At 27.0% G+C, this 16,415-nt stretch carries 13 protein-coding genes; 6 read left to right on the top strand and 7 right to left on the bottom strand.

The window, feature by feature from the left end; translation table 11 throughout:
- Positions 1–21 precede the first annotated feature (21 nt).
- Complete coding sequence (locus BLBBOR_RS00395; RefSeq protein ID WP_015370482.1) at positions 22–1,605, top strand: phosphoenolpyruvate carboxykinase (ATP); 1,584 nt, start codon at positions 22–24, stop codon at positions 1,603–1,605.
- Positions 1,606–1,612: 7 nt separating this feature from the next.
- Here the strand turns inward: BLBBOR_RS00395 and BLBBOR_RS00390 are convergent, their stop codons facing one another.
- Positions 1,613–2,215, bottom strand: a complete 603-nt coding sequence (locus tag BLBBOR_RS00390; protein WP_015370481.1) for a riboflavin synthase — start codon at positions 2,213–2,215, stop codon at positions 1,613–1,615.
- Between the two features lie 65 nt (positions 2,216–2,280).
- On the opposite strand from BLBBOR_RS00390, the gene pdxA reads away from it, so the two are divergent.
- Positions 2,281–3,309 carry a 4-hydroxythreonine-4-phosphate dehydrogenase PdxA gene (pdxA, locus tag BLBBOR_RS00385; protein ID WP_015370480.1) on the top strand — a complete coding sequence of 343 codons (1,029 nt, stop codon included), beginning with the start codon at positions 2,281–2,283 and terminating at the stop codon, positions 3,307–3,309.
- Position 3,310: 1 nt separating this feature from the next.
- Here pdxA and BLBBOR_RS00380 read toward each other — a convergent pair whose 3' ends face one another.
- Positions 3,311–3,547 (bottom strand): hypothetical protein, encoded by a 237-nt coding sequence (locus tag BLBBOR_RS00380; RefSeq protein WP_015370479.1) that lies wholly within the window; start codon positions 3,545–3,547, stop codon positions 3,311–3,313.
- Positions 3,548–3,559: 12 nt separating this feature from the next.
- Positions 3,560–5,068 (bottom strand): F0F1 ATP synthase subunit beta, encoded by a 1,509-nt coding sequence (gene atpD / locus BLBBOR_RS00375; RefSeq protein ID WP_015370478.1) that lies wholly within the window; start codon positions 5,066–5,068, stop codon positions 3,560–3,562.
- A 94-nt stretch (positions 5,069–5,162) separates the two neighbouring features.
- On the opposite strand from atpD, the gene BLBBOR_RS00370 reads away from it, so the two are divergent.
- Positions 5,163–6,119, top strand: coding sequence for a bifunctional riboflavin kinase/FAD synthetase (locus tag BLBBOR_RS00370; protein ID WP_015370477.1), 957 nt, complete (start codon positions 5,163–5,165; stop codon positions 6,117–6,119).
- A gap of 33 nt (positions 6,120–6,152) precedes the next feature.
- Positions 6,153–8,807: a PD-(D/E)XK nuclease family protein gene (locus BLBBOR_RS00365; protein ID WP_015370476.1), complete on the top strand. Its 2,655-nt coding sequence runs from the start codon at positions 6,153–6,155 to the stop codon at positions 8,805–8,807.
- Here BLBBOR_RS00365 and leuB read toward each other — a convergent pair.
- The 4 genes from leuB to BLBBOR_RS00345 are packed head-to-tail and all read right to left on the bottom strand — an operon-like array spanning position 8,794 to position 13,032.
- Positions 8,794–9,855 carry a 3-isopropylmalate dehydrogenase gene (leuB, locus tag BLBBOR_RS00360; RefSeq protein WP_015370475.1) on the bottom strand — a complete coding sequence of 354 codons (1,062 nt, stop codon included), beginning with the start codon at positions 9,853–9,855 and terminating at the stop codon, positions 8,794–8,796. The two genes, BLBBOR_RS00365 and leuB, sit on opposite strands and share 14 nt — an antisense overlap.
- Entirely contained in the window at positions 9,852–10,451 is a 600-nt protein-coding gene (leuD, locus tag BLBBOR_RS00355; protein ID WP_015370474.1) for a 3-isopropylmalate dehydratase small subunit, read from the bottom strand. Before leuD ends, leuB begins: the two co-directional genes overlap by 4 nt.
- Positions 10,448–11,830: a 3-isopropylmalate dehydratase large subunit gene (leuC, locus tag BLBBOR_RS00350; RefSeq protein WP_015370473.1), complete on the bottom strand. Its 1,383-nt coding sequence runs from the start codon at positions 11,828–11,830 to the stop codon at positions 10,448–10,450. The genes leuD and leuC overlap by 4 nt, the downstream gene beginning before the upstream one ends.
- A gap of 2 nt (positions 11,831–11,832) precedes the next feature.
- Complete coding sequence (locus BLBBOR_RS00345; RefSeq protein WP_052306997.1) at positions 11,833–13,032, bottom strand: 2-isopropylmalate synthase; 1,200 nt, start codon at positions 13,030–13,032, stop codon at positions 11,833–11,835.
- Positions 13,033–13,176: 144 nt separating this feature from the next.
- On the opposite strand from BLBBOR_RS00345, the gene BLBBOR_RS00340 reads away from it, so the two are divergent.
- Positions 13,177–14,727, top strand: coding sequence for a hypothetical protein (locus tag BLBBOR_RS00340; protein WP_015370471.1), 1,551 nt, complete (start codon positions 13,177–13,179; stop codon positions 14,725–14,727).
- A 416-nt stretch (positions 14,728–15,143) separates the two neighbouring features.
- Entirely contained in the window at positions 15,144–16,415 is a 1,272-nt protein-coding gene (tyrS, locus tag BLBBOR_RS00330; RefSeq protein WP_015370469.1) for a tyrosine--tRNA ligase, read from the top strand.

The following is a 16,415-nucleotide window of genomic DNA, read 5'->3' as shown; positions in this document are numbered from 1 at the left end:
GTAGTAGTAATACAATAGAATATGAGTTCTCTTTCTTTAGAAAATTATGGAATTTTTAATTCTTCAAAAAATTGGCAATTATCTCCGGAAAAATTACAAAATATAATCATTCAAAATGGAATGGGTCAAGAAACAAAATCAGGAGTTTTAGCTGTTAATACCGGAGTTTTCACTGGTAGATCCCCTAAAGATCGATTTATTGTGAAGGATCATATTACAGAAAATAAAGTTTGGTGGGATGAAAAATTCAATCAACCTTTTGATCCAAAAAAATTTGATAATTTATATGAAAAAGTAATCAGATACTTATCTGGAAAAGAACTCTATGTAAGAGATGGATATCTTTGTTCAGATAAACGTTATCAACTAAACATTCGTTCCATTAGTGAATACCCATGGTCAGATCTTTTTGTACACAATCTTTTTTTAGAATTCCAAAATAGAAAAAATTTTACCAGATTGGTTGTTATTATGCGCTCCAGGATTTCAAGCTCATCCAAAAATGGATGGAACACGGAAAAAAATTTTACCATATTAAATTTTCAAAGAAAAATTATCCTGATTTGTGGATCAGGATATACGGGAGAAATAAAAAAATCCATTTTTTCTGTTTTAAATTTTATGCTTCCTACGTATAAAAACGTATTTCCTATGCATTGTGCAGCAAATATTGGGAAGCAGACAAAAGATACCGCTCTTTTTTTTGGATTGTCCGGAACCGGTAAAACAACTATTTCCAACGATTCTAATAGGAAATTGATAGGAGACGATGAACATGGATGGACATATGATGATATTATTTTCAATTTTGAAGGAGGTTGTTATGCAAAAATACTGGGTATTTCCAAAGAAAGAGAGCCGATGATCTATCATGCCATAAAAAAGGGGGCTATGTTGGAAAACGTTGTTTTTAAAAAAGGAACTAAAGAAGTAGATTTTTTCAATGATTCTATCACACAAAACATGCGAATAAGTTATCCTATTTATTTCATAAAGAATATTGAAAAAAAATTATTATCCTCCAATATAAGGAATATTTTTTTTCTAACCTATGATGCTTTTGGAGTGTTACCTCCTATAGCTAAACTAAATAAAGAACAATCTTCCTATTATTTTTTATTGGGATATACTTCTAAAGTTGCTGGAACAGAATTAAATATAAAGAAACCACAGGCCACTTTTTCTTCTTGTTTTGGAGCTCCATTTATGCCGTTACATCCAGTTACATACACAAAAATGCTAATAGAAAAATTAAAAAATCCAAAAATAAACGTATGGATGGTAAATACGGGATTAATATCTGGGGGAGAAACTTTAGGTTTTCGTATTAAATTAAAAGATACACGAAAACTTGTACAATGTGCTTTAGATGGATGTTTGTCTAGAGTTCATTATGAAAGGTATCCGATTTTTAATTTTCAAATTCCTAAATATTGTCCAGGTATTTCTTCTGATATATTAAATCCAAAAAAAACTTGGAAAAATAAGAAACTATATCAAAATCAAGTAGAAAAACTAGTCAATAAATTCATAAAAAATTTTGATACATATAGAAAATATGCGGATAAAAATATTTCCTATGAAGAACCAAAAATAGAACACTAAATTCTAGTTAGTTATATAGTTTACTATTCAAATTCATATATTCCCTTACATACTTTCCAAGTATATCATATTCTATGTTAACAACATCTCCAATTTTTATAAATTGGAGATTAGTTTTTTCATATGTGTAAGGGATTATAGAAACATTAAATATGTGTTGGGTACATTTTATTATAGTCAGACTAATCCCATTTACAGCAATGGAGCCTTTTTCTACAGATAATCCAGATAAATTTTTTTTAGACTTAAAAGAAAATAACCAACTTCCATTTTTTTTTTCTATATCCAAAACTTCGGCTGTTGTATCTACATGTCCTTGTACTATATGGCCATTAAATCTTTCATTAATTTTCATACTACGTTCTAAATTAACTTCATCTTTCATCTTTAAAACATTTAAATTAGTACAACGTAAAGTTTCTTCTGAAGCAATTACGGAGTAAGTTTTTTTTTCTACATCTATAATTGTGAAACAGACTCCGTTATGAGATATACTTTGATTAATTTTTATTATATCTGAAAATGGATTTTTAAAAGTAATACAAAGATTCTTCTTTTGATAATCTAATCCATGTACTTGAGTAGTACATTCTATAATTCCAGTAAACATGATTAAAAATTATTCATAATTTTTTTAAATTAAGATATTTATTTCATATTTATATTATTCATATGATGAATTATAGAAAAAAGAAAATTAAAGTAGGTGTTTCCACAGGAGACATCAATGGGATTGGAATAGAAATTTTTTTAAAAGTATGTCGTAAAAAAAAACTTTTGGATTTTTTTACTCCTATATTATTTGGATCTATCAAATTATGTTCCTATTACAAAAAAATTCTAAATATTGAAGTAAATAATATGCGAGAAATAAAAAATTTAAAAGATATTGTAGATTATAAAATAAATGTTCTAAATATTTGGAAAGAAGATATAAAATTTGATTTGATAAAAATTAACCAAGATTCAGGAAGATATCCTATTTTATCTTTAAAAAAAGCCACAAAAGCTTTGAAAGAAGGAAAAATAGATGTTCTTGTTACAGCCCCAGTTAATAAAAATTGGATGAATTACAAAGGATTTTCTTTTTTTGGTCATACTGAATATTTGCAAAATATTTTAGAGGGGGAATCATTAATGCTCATGATTCATGATACTTTAAAAATCGCCTTAGTTACTAATCACTTACCATTAAAAAATGTCACTCATGAAATTACTGCAAAGAAAATTATAAAATCTATCAAAATTTTGCATAAATCTTTAATAATGGATTTTTCTATAGAAAAACCTAAAATTGCAGTTTTAGGATGTAACCCTCATTCAGGGGAAAATGGATTAATAGGAGACGAAGAAAAAACGAAGATAAAACCAGCTATTGATAGTTTATTTCAAAAACAAGGATTTTTAGTTTTTGGCCCCTATTCTCCAGATGGTTTTTTTGGAAATCAAAATTATCGAAATTTCGATGCTGTTTTAGCTATGTATCACGATCAAGGTTTGATTCCTTTTAAAACACTAACTTTTAATGAAGGAGTTAATTTCACTGCAGGTCTTTCTCACATACGTACATCTCCAGATCATGGAGTAGCATATGATATAGCAAAAAAAGGTATTGCTAATGAAAATTCTTTTGAAGAAGCTATTTTTAGTGCTATAAAAATATTCAAAAATAGAAAGGAATATATGAATGAAAATGGAATATGATCTATAAAATAATAGAAACCATATTCTTTTTTACTTGTAAGATTCCACCTTCTATTTGTATTTCAAAATTTTTTCTATCATAGATAGGTTTCAATTTTAATATTCCGTCTTTTAATATAGAAATAAATGGAGCGTGATTTTCTAATACTTGAAAATAACCATTTAATCCAGGAGCTACAATAGATAAAACTTTATCTTGATAAAAGATTTTTTCAAAATTGATAATTGTTACTTGCATGAGAAAAAAGATTTATGAGGATAACATTTTTTTTCCAGTTTCTATAACTTGTTCAATGGTTCCTTTTAAATTAAAAGCCATTTCAGGAAAATTATCCAATTCTCCATCCATGATCATGTTAAAACCTTTAATTGTCTCTTCTATTTTTACAAATTCTCCTTCAATACCTGTAAACTGTTTTGCTACATGAAATGGTTGGGATAAAAAACGTTGAACACGTCTAGCGCGAGAAACTATTAATTTGTCTTCTTCGCTAAGTTCCTCTATTCCTAAAATCGCAATAATATCTTGTAAAGAATTGTATTTCTGTAAAATTTCTTTCACACGTAAAGCACAATCATAATGATTTTTATTTATTACATCCGGAGATAAAATTCTAGAAGTAGAATCTAATGGATCTACAGCTGGATAAATTCCTAAAGAAGCTATTTTCCTTGAAAGAACAGTTGTGGCATCTAAGTGTGAAAATGTAATGGAAGGCGCTGGATCCGTTAAATCATCTGCAGGTACATAAACAGCTTGTACAGAAGTGATAGAACCATTTTTAGTAGAAGTAATTCTCTCTTGCATCGCTCCCATTTCAGATGACAAAGTTGGTTGATAACCAACAGATGAAGGAATTCTCCCTAACAAAGCTGAAACCTCTGATCCAGCTTGAGTAAACCTAAATATATTATCTATAAAAAATAAAACGTCTTGTCCTTTTTTTCCTTCAATATTTTGATCTCTATAGTATTCCGCTAAAGTCAATCCAGATAAAGCTACTCTAGCCCTTGCTCCAGGAGGTTCATTCATTTGTCCAAAAACAAAAGCTGCTTTAGATTCCTTTAAAGCTTCTTTATCTACTTTAGAAATATCCCATCCTCCTTTTTTCATAGATTCCATAAAGGAATCCCCATATTTTATAATTCCGGATTCCAACATTTCTCGTAATAAATCATTTCCTTCTCTAGTCCTTTCTCCTACTCCAGCAAATACAGAACGTCCTCCATGTCCTTTAGCAACATTATTAATTAATTCTTGTATTAACACTGTTTTTCCAACCCCTGCTCCTCCAAATAAACCAATTTTCCCTCCTTTTGGATAAGGTTCTATCAAATCAATTACCTTAATTCCTGTATATAATATTTCTGTATCTGTAGATAAATCCTTAAATGCTGGAGCACGGTTATGGATAGGTCTCACTTTAGATCTGTCTAAATCTCCTAATCCATCTATAGGTTCTCCTAAAACATTAAAAACACGTCCATTAATACTTTCTCCTATAGGCATACTAATCGGTCCTCCTAAAAATTCTACTTCTTGACCTCTTGGTATTTGATCCGTAACTTCCATAGATATACAACGAACACTATATTCTCCAATATGTTGTTGAACTTCTAATACTATTTTTTTTTTTTTGGATAAATTTACGGTTAATGCATCGTAAATTTTAGGAAGAAAAGATCTCTCTTCAAATGAAACATCAATAATTGGTCCTACAATTTTAGTGATTTTTCCTTTTAACTTTTTTTTATCCATGTAATTTTTTTTCTAAAAAAAGATTCCCAGATATAAGGAGTAGTATATATGAATCCTTTATCTTTGTAAAGGTAAGAGAAAAAGATAAAAAATTTTGAAAATTTATTCATTTATTGATGAATTTTCATCCTTTTCTCCATGTGTATTTACACTTGGTTTTTTTGATGGAGTTCATAGAGGACATCAAAGAGTTATTCAAAATTTAATTTTCGAGCAAAAAAAAGAAGAATATTGCTCTGTTTTGCTTACTTTTAATCCACATCCCAAAGAAGTTCTAAATCCAGGAAAAAAAATACTTTATTTAAATACTCTTTCTGAAAGAATATGTCATTTACGAAAAACAGGAATAGAACATTTAATTATTCATCCTTTTACTACAAATTTTTCCAAATTAAGTGCAAAAGATTTTTTACAAAAAATTTTGTTTTCCAAACTAAAGATTAAGCAAATTATTACTGGATATGATTCTCATCTTGGAAGAGATAGAGACGGATCTTCCCATCAACTAAAAAAATTTTCTCAAATTTATGGATTCAAGCTTTATCAAGTAAGTCCTCATAAACTAAAAAAAAAGATCATAAGTTCCACTTATATACGAAAATCTCTTCTAAAAGGAAACATAGAATGGGCCAATAAAGCTTTAGGATATTTATATACCCTTTCTGGATATGTCATAAAAGGAAGAGGGATAGGAAGAACCTTAAATTTTCCAACTGCTAATGTTCAAGTGGATAAAAAAAAACTAATTCCAAAAAAAGGGGTGTATGCTGTAAAAATTAATTATTTGAATCAAATTTATCAAGGAATGATGAACATTGGGATATGTCCTACTATTCACTTATTTAATAAGAAGATAAAAATAGAAGTACATATTTTTGATTTCCATCAAAATATATATGGTAAAAAAATTGATGTCTTAATCGTTCAAATTTTTCGTGATGAAATGAAATTTCAAACACTTCATGATTTAAAAAGACAAATAAGTCAAGACAAAATGAAAATAAAAAATTTTTTTAACCAAATTATTTATTGTGATAAAAAAAATAGATAGAATTATTCAACATTTGTTGTTTCAAGAAAAAGTATGAAAAAAAAATTTCTATTAGTTTCATCGGATAACTTTATTATAGAATATATTAGAAAAAAGTACTATACGGATTTTAGTTATTTTCCTGAAACTTATACAATGGATAAACTTCTTGAGAAAATATCCGGTTTATCTCCATGCTCTGTAAATCAGATTCTTTTTTATTTTTTTTTCTTCTTGAGAAAGGAAAATAGTGTTTTATCGAAAAACTTGAACGATTTTTTGAATTGGGCTCCTAATATTATAAATGATTTTCAAGATTTAGATATTCATCTGATAAATATTGAGTGTTTTTTTTCTTACATTATTTCCACCGAGAAAATGAAAAAATGGCATATCAATCCTTTGGAAAAAGTGGATATAGAAGAAAAAAAAAATTACCTATTTTGGGAGGAAATTTATAAATATTACAACCTTTTTCAGGAGAAACTATTGAAAAAAGGAATAGGTTATAAGGGGTTCCTATTCCGAATAGCTATTTCTCGTCTAAAAAAATTTTTTTCCAAAAAAACGGATATAAAAATAATCTTATTGATTTACAAATTCAATCTACTTCCTGAATATGAAAAACTTTTTATAAAAAAAATTATTCAAATAAATCAAGAGTCTATTCAATTACATAGTATATGCGATATACAGATCAAAAAATCTGATGATTTTTATATCAATCTCCAGGATGAACCAATACTGATTAATAATCAATTAAATAATCTAAAAATCATCAGCGTTTCTAACGAAATAGAACAAGTGAAAATAGTAGAAGAATTAGTTGATAAACTTGTTAAAAACAGACAAGAACTATCTAAAATTGTTCTTGTCTTAGGAGATTCCTATTTAACTTTTCCTTTATTACATTCTATAAAAAAAATTTCAGGAATCTATCCATCTATATCCATAGATTATCCCCTAAAAAATCTTCCGATTCATTATACTTTAGATTCAATTTTTCAGCTATTATTAAAAAAAGAAAAATTAAAAAATTTTTATAAAAAAGATATACTAAGAGTTTTGTTAGATGGATACATCCAAAAATTATTCCTTAAAAAAGATCTTTCTCTTATAGAGAAATTAGAGATAGAAAATTCCAATCTTATTTCAGAAGAAAATATAAACAAATATTTATTCAAAAATAATCTAAATATCATTTTTCAAATCCCAACTCATAATGCTAAGAAAGCTTTTCTTGGTATTATGAGTTTTATTAGAAAATTAAAAAATTTATTTTTCATAAATACAAAAAAACATCTGTTAGAATTAAAATTTCTATCGGAATTAGAAAATTATATGCAAAGAATAAAAATTGTAATCAGAAAAACAGAATGTTCTTTTTTTGGAATAAAAGATTTATTTAATATTTATCAACAATTTATAAAAACAGAAAAAATTTCTTATATACATAAAAATTCAAAAGGAATCCATTTAATAGGATTTTTAGGTTCTTATTTTGAAAGTTTTGAAACCACAATTATGACTTCCGTTAATGAAGGAATTATCCCTCCCAATAAAGAAGATTTTTTTTATAAAACAATGATACCAAATGATATTCGTAATAGATTTAATTTATCTAGTTCTCAAAAAAATGAGAATTTTTATTCTCATCATTTTAGAAACCTTTTGGAAAATTCAAAAAATATTTATTTGATATATAAAAATAAACCTGATGAGCTAAATTCTGGAGAAAAAAGCCGTTTCATTCATCAAATAGAAATGATTTCAAACTTTTCCATAAAAGAGAGAAAAAATCATCCGCTTATTCTAAGTACTAAAATCTCCCCCATCTCTCCTATTGTAATAAAAAAAACAAAATCCATGATACAACGTTTGTATGAACTAGCTACTCATGGTTTATCTCCTTCCTCCATCCATTTGTACAATTATAATCCTCTTCTTTTTTACTACAAAAAAGTACTTGGATTAAACATAGAAAAAATATCTCTTAAACAAAGAATAGGAAAAATTATACACAAAATCTTGGAAGTATTATATCATCCTATTAAGGGAAATTTTATTACTATAGATGGAATTGATACAATGAAAAAAAATTATGAATCTATTATAAAAAAGATAATATCAGAAAACAAAAAAAATACAGAAGAAAGAAATATTTTAATTAATTCAATAGTAAATAATTACATAAAAAATTTTATTTCTTGGGAGGAAAAAAACTTTCATAAAGGACATAAAATTTTTATCAAAGAATTAGAATGCAAAGTGTCAACTCTATTAGATATTGGATCTAATAAAAAAGTTAATTTATACGGAATCATAGATCGTATAGATGAATGTGACGGAACTACACGGATTCTTGATTATAAAATAGGAATATCAAAAATAAATAAAATCCATATTTCTTTAAATAAAAGAGAAAAAATCTTTCAAGATCCTCATTATGGAAATATTATGCAATTACTTATTTACATGTATTTATGGTTTAAATCATTTCATAGTCATAAAAAAAATCCTCCAGTTATAACTCTTGTTTCACCTGAAAAAAATAAAAAAAATTCTATACAAACCATTCCTATAAATTTTTTTCATCAAATTACATATGAAAATTATATAAAAGAATTTTTACCATATTTGATGAATAGAATTTACGAAATTTTGGATCCAAAAATTCCAATAGAAGAAAAAAAGATTAATGATTTTTAATGTATTTTTCTATATAATCTCCCACTTCTTCAGTAGAAGAAGAATTTCTATCATCTAGAATAATATCTGGAGTGCATATTTTTTCTTGGATAGAGCTTTTCACAGCTTCTTCTAAAAGATTTTTTTCTTTAGGCATTTCAAAATATTCTAGCATCATAGATACGGAAAGTATACAACCTAATGGATTTGCGATATTTTTTCCTTTTGCTTGAGGATAAGATCCATGTATAGGTTCAAACAAAGATTTTTTATTCCCAATAGAAGCAGATGGAAGTAATCCTAAAGAACTAGTTAATATACTGGCTTCATCTGATAGAATATCTCCAAACATATTATCCGTTAAAATTACATCAAATTTTCTAGGATTAATAAGAATTTGCATAGCTGCATTATCTATATATAAGAATTCTAAATCCACATCAGAATAATCTAAAGACATTTTTTGAATAACTTCACGCCATAACCTAGATGTCTCTAGAACATTAGCTTTATCTACCAAAGTCATTTTTCTATTACGAGAACGTGCTGCTTTAAAAGACATTTCTCCAATACGTTCAATTTCTTTTTCTGAATACACACAATAATCATATGCTTCTTTTCCATTTTTAGAACGACCTTTTTTTCCAAAGTAAATTCCTCCTGTTAATTCTCGATATATAACAAAATTAACTCCTTCTAATTTTCTTTCTTTTATAGGGGATTTATTAATTTCTGGATAAGTAACTATAGGACGAATGTTACAATATAAGTCCATTTCTTTTCTAAGTTTTAATAATCCGTCTTCAGGTCTCATCCCTCTTGGATAAGAATCGTATTTTGGATCTCCTATAGATCCGAATAAAACAGCATCTGATTTTAAACAACTATCTATAGTTTCTTTTGGCATAGGACCTCCAAACGTTTCTATGGCTTTAGATCCTGCTAAAACCTTTTGATAAGAAAACTCATGGTGAAATCTATTCCCAATTGAATTCAAAGCTTTTATGGCTTGTTTTATTACCTCTGGTCCTACCCCATCTCCTTCGATTACAACAATATTCTTTTTCATATTTTAATGGGATTTCTTTTTTTTCTAAAATTCTCTATGTCTTTTTTAATGGAAACCAAAAAATCTATATCGTCATAACCATTTATAAAACAATTTTTTTTATATGGATGGATAGAAAATTTTTCAGAAATTCCTGTTTCCATTATTGTAATAAGCTGTTCTATTAAATCAACTTTAATATTAGTATCCGGTTTTTTATTAACTAGATCAAATAAATTTTTCAAAAATTTTTCGGATATTTCTACAGTAAGTAATCCATTATTTAATGCATTCTCCTTAAAAATATCAGCAAAAAAACTAGAGATAACTACTTGAAACCCATAATCAAAAAGAGCCCAAGCAGCATGTTCACGACTAGAACCACAACCAAAATTCCTTCCTGATAAAAGGATTTTTCCAGAAAAAAGTGGATTATTTAAAATAAAATCTTTTTTCAAAGATCCATCATTAGAATACCGCCAGTCTCTAAAAAGATTTTTTCCATATTCCTCGCGTTTAGTTTCTTTCAAAAAACGAGCGGGGATAATTTGATCTGTATCTATATCCTCTACAGGTAAGGGAATAGCTTTACTTATTATTACAGTAAATTTTTTCATAGATTATATTTTTTAATGTCTACAATTTTTCCTTCAATTGCTATGATAGAAGCAGTCAAAGGACTTACTAATAGAGTACGAACTCCTGGCCCTTGTCTTCCTTCAAAATTTCTATTAGATGTAGAAACACAATATTCTCCAGAAGGAATTTTATCCTCATTCATTCCTAAACAAGCAGAACATCCTGGTTGACGAAATTCAAACCCAGCATTTTTAAAAATTTGATCTAATCCTTCCTTTTTAGCCTGTTGAATAACTCTTTGCGATCCAGGAACTACCATAACTGTTACATGATCAGCTTTTTTCTTTCCTTTTACTACAGAAGCCACTAATCGGAGGTCTTCTATTCTAGAATTTGTACAACTTCCTATAAAAATATAATTAATGGGTTTTCCAATTAGGAATTCTCCGGATTTGAATCCCATATAATACAAAGATTTTTTTTGTTGAGATTCAGTTGATTTCGGGATACGATCAGAAATTTTCATTCCCATTCCAGGGTTGGTCCCATAGGTAATCATAGGTTCAATCTCTTCAGCATCTAGGACATATTCTTTATCAAAAACTGCGTGATCATCTGTTTTTAATGTGGTCCAATGCTCTAGATGTTTTTTATGATTATTTTTTTTTAAATAAGTATGATTTTTAAGATAATCAAAAGTTATTTCATCTGGAGCTATTAATCCCCCTTTTGCTCCCATTTCAATACTCATATTACAAATAGTCATTCGACCTTCCATACTCATATTTTTAATGATAGGTCCCGTATATTCTATAAAATGTCCAGTCCCTATATCTACACCAAGCTTGGATATCATGTATAAAATAACATCTTTTGGAGTCACCCCTTTTTTTAAAGATTTTCCTTTTAATTGAATTCTCATCTGTTTCGGTTTAGATACTAATAAACATTGACTAGCCATAACCATGGCTACTTGACTAGTTCCAATTCCAAAAGAAATACTTCCAAAAGCTCCATGAGTAGAAGTATGACTATCTCCACAAACTATGGTCATTCCAGGTAATGTTAAACCTAATTCTGGACCAATAACATGAACAATTCCATGATTCTCATGTCCTAATCCATACAACGTTATTCCAAATTTTTTACAATTTTTGATTAATAAATCTATTTGTTTTTTAGAAAGAGGATCTGAAATGGGTAAATGTTGATTAATAGTAGGAACATTATGATCCGCCGTCGCTATAATTTTTTCTGGTCTAAAAACAGGGACCCCTCTTGTTTCTATTTCTAAAAAAGCTTGAGGGCTAGTCACTTCATGTATATAATGTCTATCAATATACAGAACATCTACTCCATTTTCAAATTTTTTTACTATATGTGTTTCCCAAATTTTATCAAACAATGATTTTGACATGACTAAACAACATTTATTCTTCCACTATTATGTAACATGCGTTTTTTCTTAATATTCGCTTTTTCTAAAATAATCTTTAATTCTTTATCTGCAATTTCTTTTTTTCTATCTGCATAACTCAGAAAAATAGAATAAACTAAATCCAAAGAATTTTTATTTAAAGAATATCCCAATTTTTTATAACGATAAGCTAAAGCCGCCCTTCCACTCCTAGCTGTTAAAATAATTGAAGATTGATCAATTCCAACATCTTCTGGATTGATAATTTCATAAGTTTCTCTCTTTTTTATTATACCATCTTGATGAATTCCTGATGAATGAGAAAAGGCATTGACTCCTACAATCGCTTTATTAGCCTGAACTTTCATTCCCGTACATTCAGACACTAAATAACTGGTTTCAGAAATAAGTTTTGTTTTTATATTTGTAAATAAATTTAAATGAGAATTTTGTCTAATGATCATTACTATTTCTTCTAATGAGGTATTCCCAGCTCTTTCCCCAATCCCATTAATGGTGCATTCTACTTGTTGAGCCCCATTCATAATTCCAGATAAAGAATTAGCTGTAGCCAATCCCAGATCATTATGACAATGAGTAGACAATATAATTTTATGAATTCCTTTAACATTTTCTTTCAAAAAACGAATTTTTCTTCCATATTCCTCCGGTAAACAATAACCTGTAGTGTCTGGAATATTAATTACCGTTGCGCCATATTTTATAACTGTTTCACAAACTTTTGCCAAAAATTCATTATTGGTACGTCCTGCATCTTCTGCATAAAATTCTACATCTTCCACGAATTTTTTTGCGTATTGAACCGAAAGTTTTGCTTTTTCTATAATTTTTTCTGGAGTACTATTAAATTTATAACGAATATGACAATCAGAAGTTCCGATTCCAGTATGTATTCTAGCCATTTTTGCATCTTTTAAAGCGTTACCAGCTATTTCTATATCTTTTTCTATGGCTCTAGACAATGCACAAATAATGGGTTTTGAAATAGATTTACAAATCTCTTGTACAGATTTATAATCTCCTGGACTAGAAGTGGGAAATCCAGCTTCAATAACATCAACACCCAAAGCTTCTAATTGTTTAGCTATCCTTACTTTTTCTTTAGTATTTAATTTACATCCTGGAACTTGTTCTCCATCACGCAGTGTTGTGTCAAAAATTTGTATTCTTTTCTTTTCCATACTCATTAGATTATTTGATAATTCCAAAACTATTTTTTCCAAAAAGAAAATCATATCAAATAATTTACATATTTACAATATCTAATTGATAAAACTATTTTATATTTTATTGTCAATCAAAACAAATAAAAAAATATAATTACAATGTCAAATCATAATAAATTAGATCATCTTTTTCTATTGATTCAGTCTTTATCAAAATCAGAAAAAATAAATTTTAAACTTTATGCAGGTCGTATAAAACGAAATAAAAATGCAAAATTTATAAAACTATTTGAAATTATGAGTAAAATACATTGTTATAATGAAAAAAAAATTTTGGAAAACACCCCTATAAGCAAAATACAATTATCCAATATGAAAGCCCATTTATACAAGCAAATTTTAATTAGTCTCCGATTACAACATACTGAAGAAAACTACGATCTACAAATACGTGAATATTTAGATTTTTCTAAAATTTTATACAACAAAGGGTTGTATATACAAAGTTTAAAATTTTTAGGAAAAGCAAAAATCATTGCTAGATGTTATGAATCTAATACCATTCTTTTAGAATTAGTTGAATTTGAAAAAATGATAGAATCTCAACACATAACTAGAAGTCTTTATTCTAGATCTGGAGAATTATCTGTAGAATCCAAAGAACTAATTGAACGAGTTCAATGTCATGACGCTCTATCCAGTCTTTCCTTGGAATTATATGGATTATATTTAAAAGTTGGATACGTAAGAAATGAAAAAGATAAAATATTTATAGAAACCTACTTTCGTACTAACCTTCCAAAATTTGATATCGAAAAACTTAGTTTTTATGAAAAATTATTTTTATATCAAGCTCAAGTTTGGTATCATTATATTAGACAGGATTTTATCATGTGTTATAGATCATCTTGTAAATGGGTGGAATTGTTTCAAAATCATAAAAAAGCAAAAAAAATAGCTCCTGTAAGCTATCTGAAAGGATATCATTATTTGTTAGATACTTTATTTTATTTAAATCACTATTCTAAATTCACTAAAGTTTTAGAACAGTTTGAAAAGGAAGTTCAAAATGAGAAAATAATTTTAAATGGAAATACTAGAATATTAATTTTCATGTATAAATATACTAATCGTATTAATAAACATTATATGGAAGGAACCTTTTCAGAAGGAGTGAAAAAAGTGATTCCTCCATTATTAAAAGATTTTAATAAAATTTATAATCGTTTGGATTCTCATTATATCATGGTTCTTTATTATAAAATTGCTTGTTTGTATTTTGGGAGTGGAGATAATAAAAATACTATTTTATATTTATTAAAAATTATGGAAAATCAAGAAAAAAATATACGACAAGATTTACAATGTTTTGCCAGACTTCTACATATAATCGCTTGTTACGAAAGTGGATTAGATGAAAATATGGATAAAAAAATTCAATCCGCATATAAATTTTTTATTCAAATGGATGATTGGTACATCGTAAAAAAAAAAATTATCCATTTTTTTAAAAATTTAGGCAATGTATACCCACATCAAATTAAAGGACAATTCAAAAAATTGAGAGAAAGACTCCTGAAATATTCTGATCATCCTTATGAAAAAAGAACTTTTTTGTATTTAGATATTATTTCTTGGTTAACTTCTAAAATAGAAAATAAATCTGTGGAGATGATTATAAAAGAAAAATTTATAAAAAACCATTGTTAGTTTATTTCCTTCATTAAGAAAAAAGTTCTAAAAAAAGAATCATAAAATATGAAAAAACGAAATCCAAAAGGGTCTTAAAGATATTCAAATATTCCAGGATGAAATAAAAAAATACACAAATACTAAAAAAAAACTTTATAATTCCACCTATAATATAAACAAATACAGCTACATTGGGTTTTTTATTTATTGTGAACAACGAAAAAAAGAAAAAAAAACTACTGAAAGGCAATAAAAAAATATATATTTTTAACAAAGATAAATCTTTTTCAAAAAGAAGAAAATTACTAACTATATGAATGCAAGCAAAAAAAACAGTTAAAAGATTATAAAGTATAATTTTTTTAATCATCATGGAAAAATTCGTTGAACTGTACAAAACCTAAATAAAATAATGTTATTTATTAATTTTTCACATGAAAAACATTATTGATGAACTCTCCTGGAGAGGATTAATACAAAATAAGGTTCCTGGTGTAGAAAAACAATTAAAAAAGCGTACGACTATATATATAGGTTTTGATCCTACCTCAGATTCTTTACACTTAGGGAGCTTACTTCCTGTTATTATATTGATACATTTTCAAAAACTTGGACATAAATCCATAGCGTTAATTGGAGGAGCTACAGGTCTTATAGGAGATCCGTCAGAAAAAAAAGATCAAAGAATTTTTTTAAGTCTAGAAACTTTACAAAAAAATACAGAATCTATAAAAAAACAACTATCTAAATTGCTAGATTTTTATTCAGAAAAGACAGAATTATTAAACAATTTTAGTTGGATAAAAAACATATCCCTTTTAGATTTTCTACGGAATGTAGGAAAACACTTTCCTATAAATTACATGATGTCTAAAGATTCTGTAAAAAAGAGGATTGATAACAATAAGAATAACGGAATGTCTTTTACGGAATTTTCTTATTCTCTTATACAAGGATATGATTTTCTTTATTTAAACAAAGAAAAAGACTGTCTACTGCAAATAGGTGGATCCGATCAATGGGGAAATATAACTACTGGAATAGAGCTTATTAGAAAAATTACAGGAAAAAAAGCATATGGAATAACATTTCCTTTGGTTACAAAATCTGATGGAATAAAGTTTGGAAAAAGTGAAAAAGGAGAAAATATCTGGTTAGATAGAAAACGTACTACTCCATACAAATTTTATCAATTTTGGATGAATGTTTCAGATAAAGAAATTGAAAAATTTATTAAAATTTATACTTTTTTTTCAAAAGAAAAAATAGAATCTTTTATTTTAAAACATAGAAAAAATCCTGAAAAAAGATTTTTACAAAAAAGAGTAGCGGAAGAAATCACTCAATGGGTTCATGGAAAAAAGGCTTATGAAGAAGTAGTTAAAATATCGCATGTTTTATTTGGAAAAAAATATATCAACGAACTATTACTTTCTTTAGATGAAAAAATATTTTTTTCTATATATGAGAATATTCCACATATGAAACTCCCTTATAAAGAATTTGAAAAAGGAGTTTTTTTATTAGACATTTTGAAAAAAAGCAGTCTTTTTGCTTCCAAAAGTGAAGCAAATCGTGCTTTGAATTTAAATTCCATTTCTATCAACAAAAAACTCATCAAAAAAAATATTCTTATTCATAAAGAAAACTTAATAGGAAAAAAATATATCTTATTTCAATTTGGAAAAAAAACTTTTTTATTATAA

It is taken from the genome of Blattabacterium sp. (Blatta orientalis) str. Tarazona (genome assembly GCF_000334405.1).
In the GTDB taxonomy this organism is placed as follows: Bacteria; Bacteroidota; Bacteroidia; order Flavobacteriales; family Blattabacteriaceae; genus Blattabacterium.
Note: the sequence above shows the minus strand (reverse complement) of the source record. Positions and strands in the feature narration are given on the sequence as shown.

What these genes read in the sequence shown, in the direction of transcription:
- BLBBOR_RS00395 (WP_015370482.1), top strand. Translation starts at nt 22, where the DNA reads ATGAGTTCTCTTTCTTTAGAAAATTATGGAATTTTTAATTCTTCAAAA.
- BLBBOR_RS00390 (WP_015370481.1), bottom strand. Translation starts at nt 2,215, where the DNA reads ATGTTTACTGGAATTATAGAATGTACTACTCAAGTACATGGATTAGAT.
- pdxA (WP_015370480.1), top strand. Translation starts at nt 2,281, where the DNA reads ATGAATTATAGAAAAAAGAAAATTAAAGTAGGTGTTTCCACAGGAGAC.
- BLBBOR_RS00380 (WP_015370479.1), bottom strand. Translation starts at nt 3,547, where the DNA reads ATGCAAGTAACAATTATCAATTTTGAAAAAATCTTTTATCAAGATAAA.
- atpD (WP_015370478.1), bottom strand. Translation starts at nt 5,068, where the DNA reads ATGGATAAAAAAAAGTTAAAAGGAAAAATCACTAAAATTGTAGGACCA.
- BLBBOR_RS00365 (WP_015370476.1), top strand. Translation starts at nt 6,153, where the DNA reads ATGAAAAAAAAATTTCTATTAGTTTCATCGGATAACTTTATTATAGAA.
- leuB (WP_015370475.1), bottom strand. Translation starts at nt 9,855, where the DNA reads ATGAAAAAGAATATTGTTGTAATCGAAGGAGATGGGGTAGGACCAGAG.
- leuD (WP_015370474.1), bottom strand. Translation starts at nt 10,451, where the DNA reads ATGAAAAAATTTACTGTAATAATAAGTAAAGCTATTCCCTTACCTGTA.
- leuC (WP_015370473.1), bottom strand. Translation starts at nt 11,830, where the DNA reads ATGTCAAAATCATTGTTTGATAAAATTTGGGAAACACATATAGTAAAA.
- BLBBOR_RS00345 (WP_052306997.1), bottom strand. Translation starts at nt 13,032, where the DNA reads ATGGAAAAGAAAAGAATACAAATTTTTGACACAACACTGCGTGATGGA.
- BLBBOR_RS00340 (WP_015370471.1), top strand. Translation starts at nt 13,177, where the DNA reads ATGTCAAATCATAATAAATTAGATCATCTTTTTCTATTGATTCAGTCT.
- tyrS (WP_015370469.1), top strand. Translation starts at nt 15,144, where the DNA reads ATGAAAAACATTATTGATGAACTCTCCTGGAGAGGATTAATACAAAAT.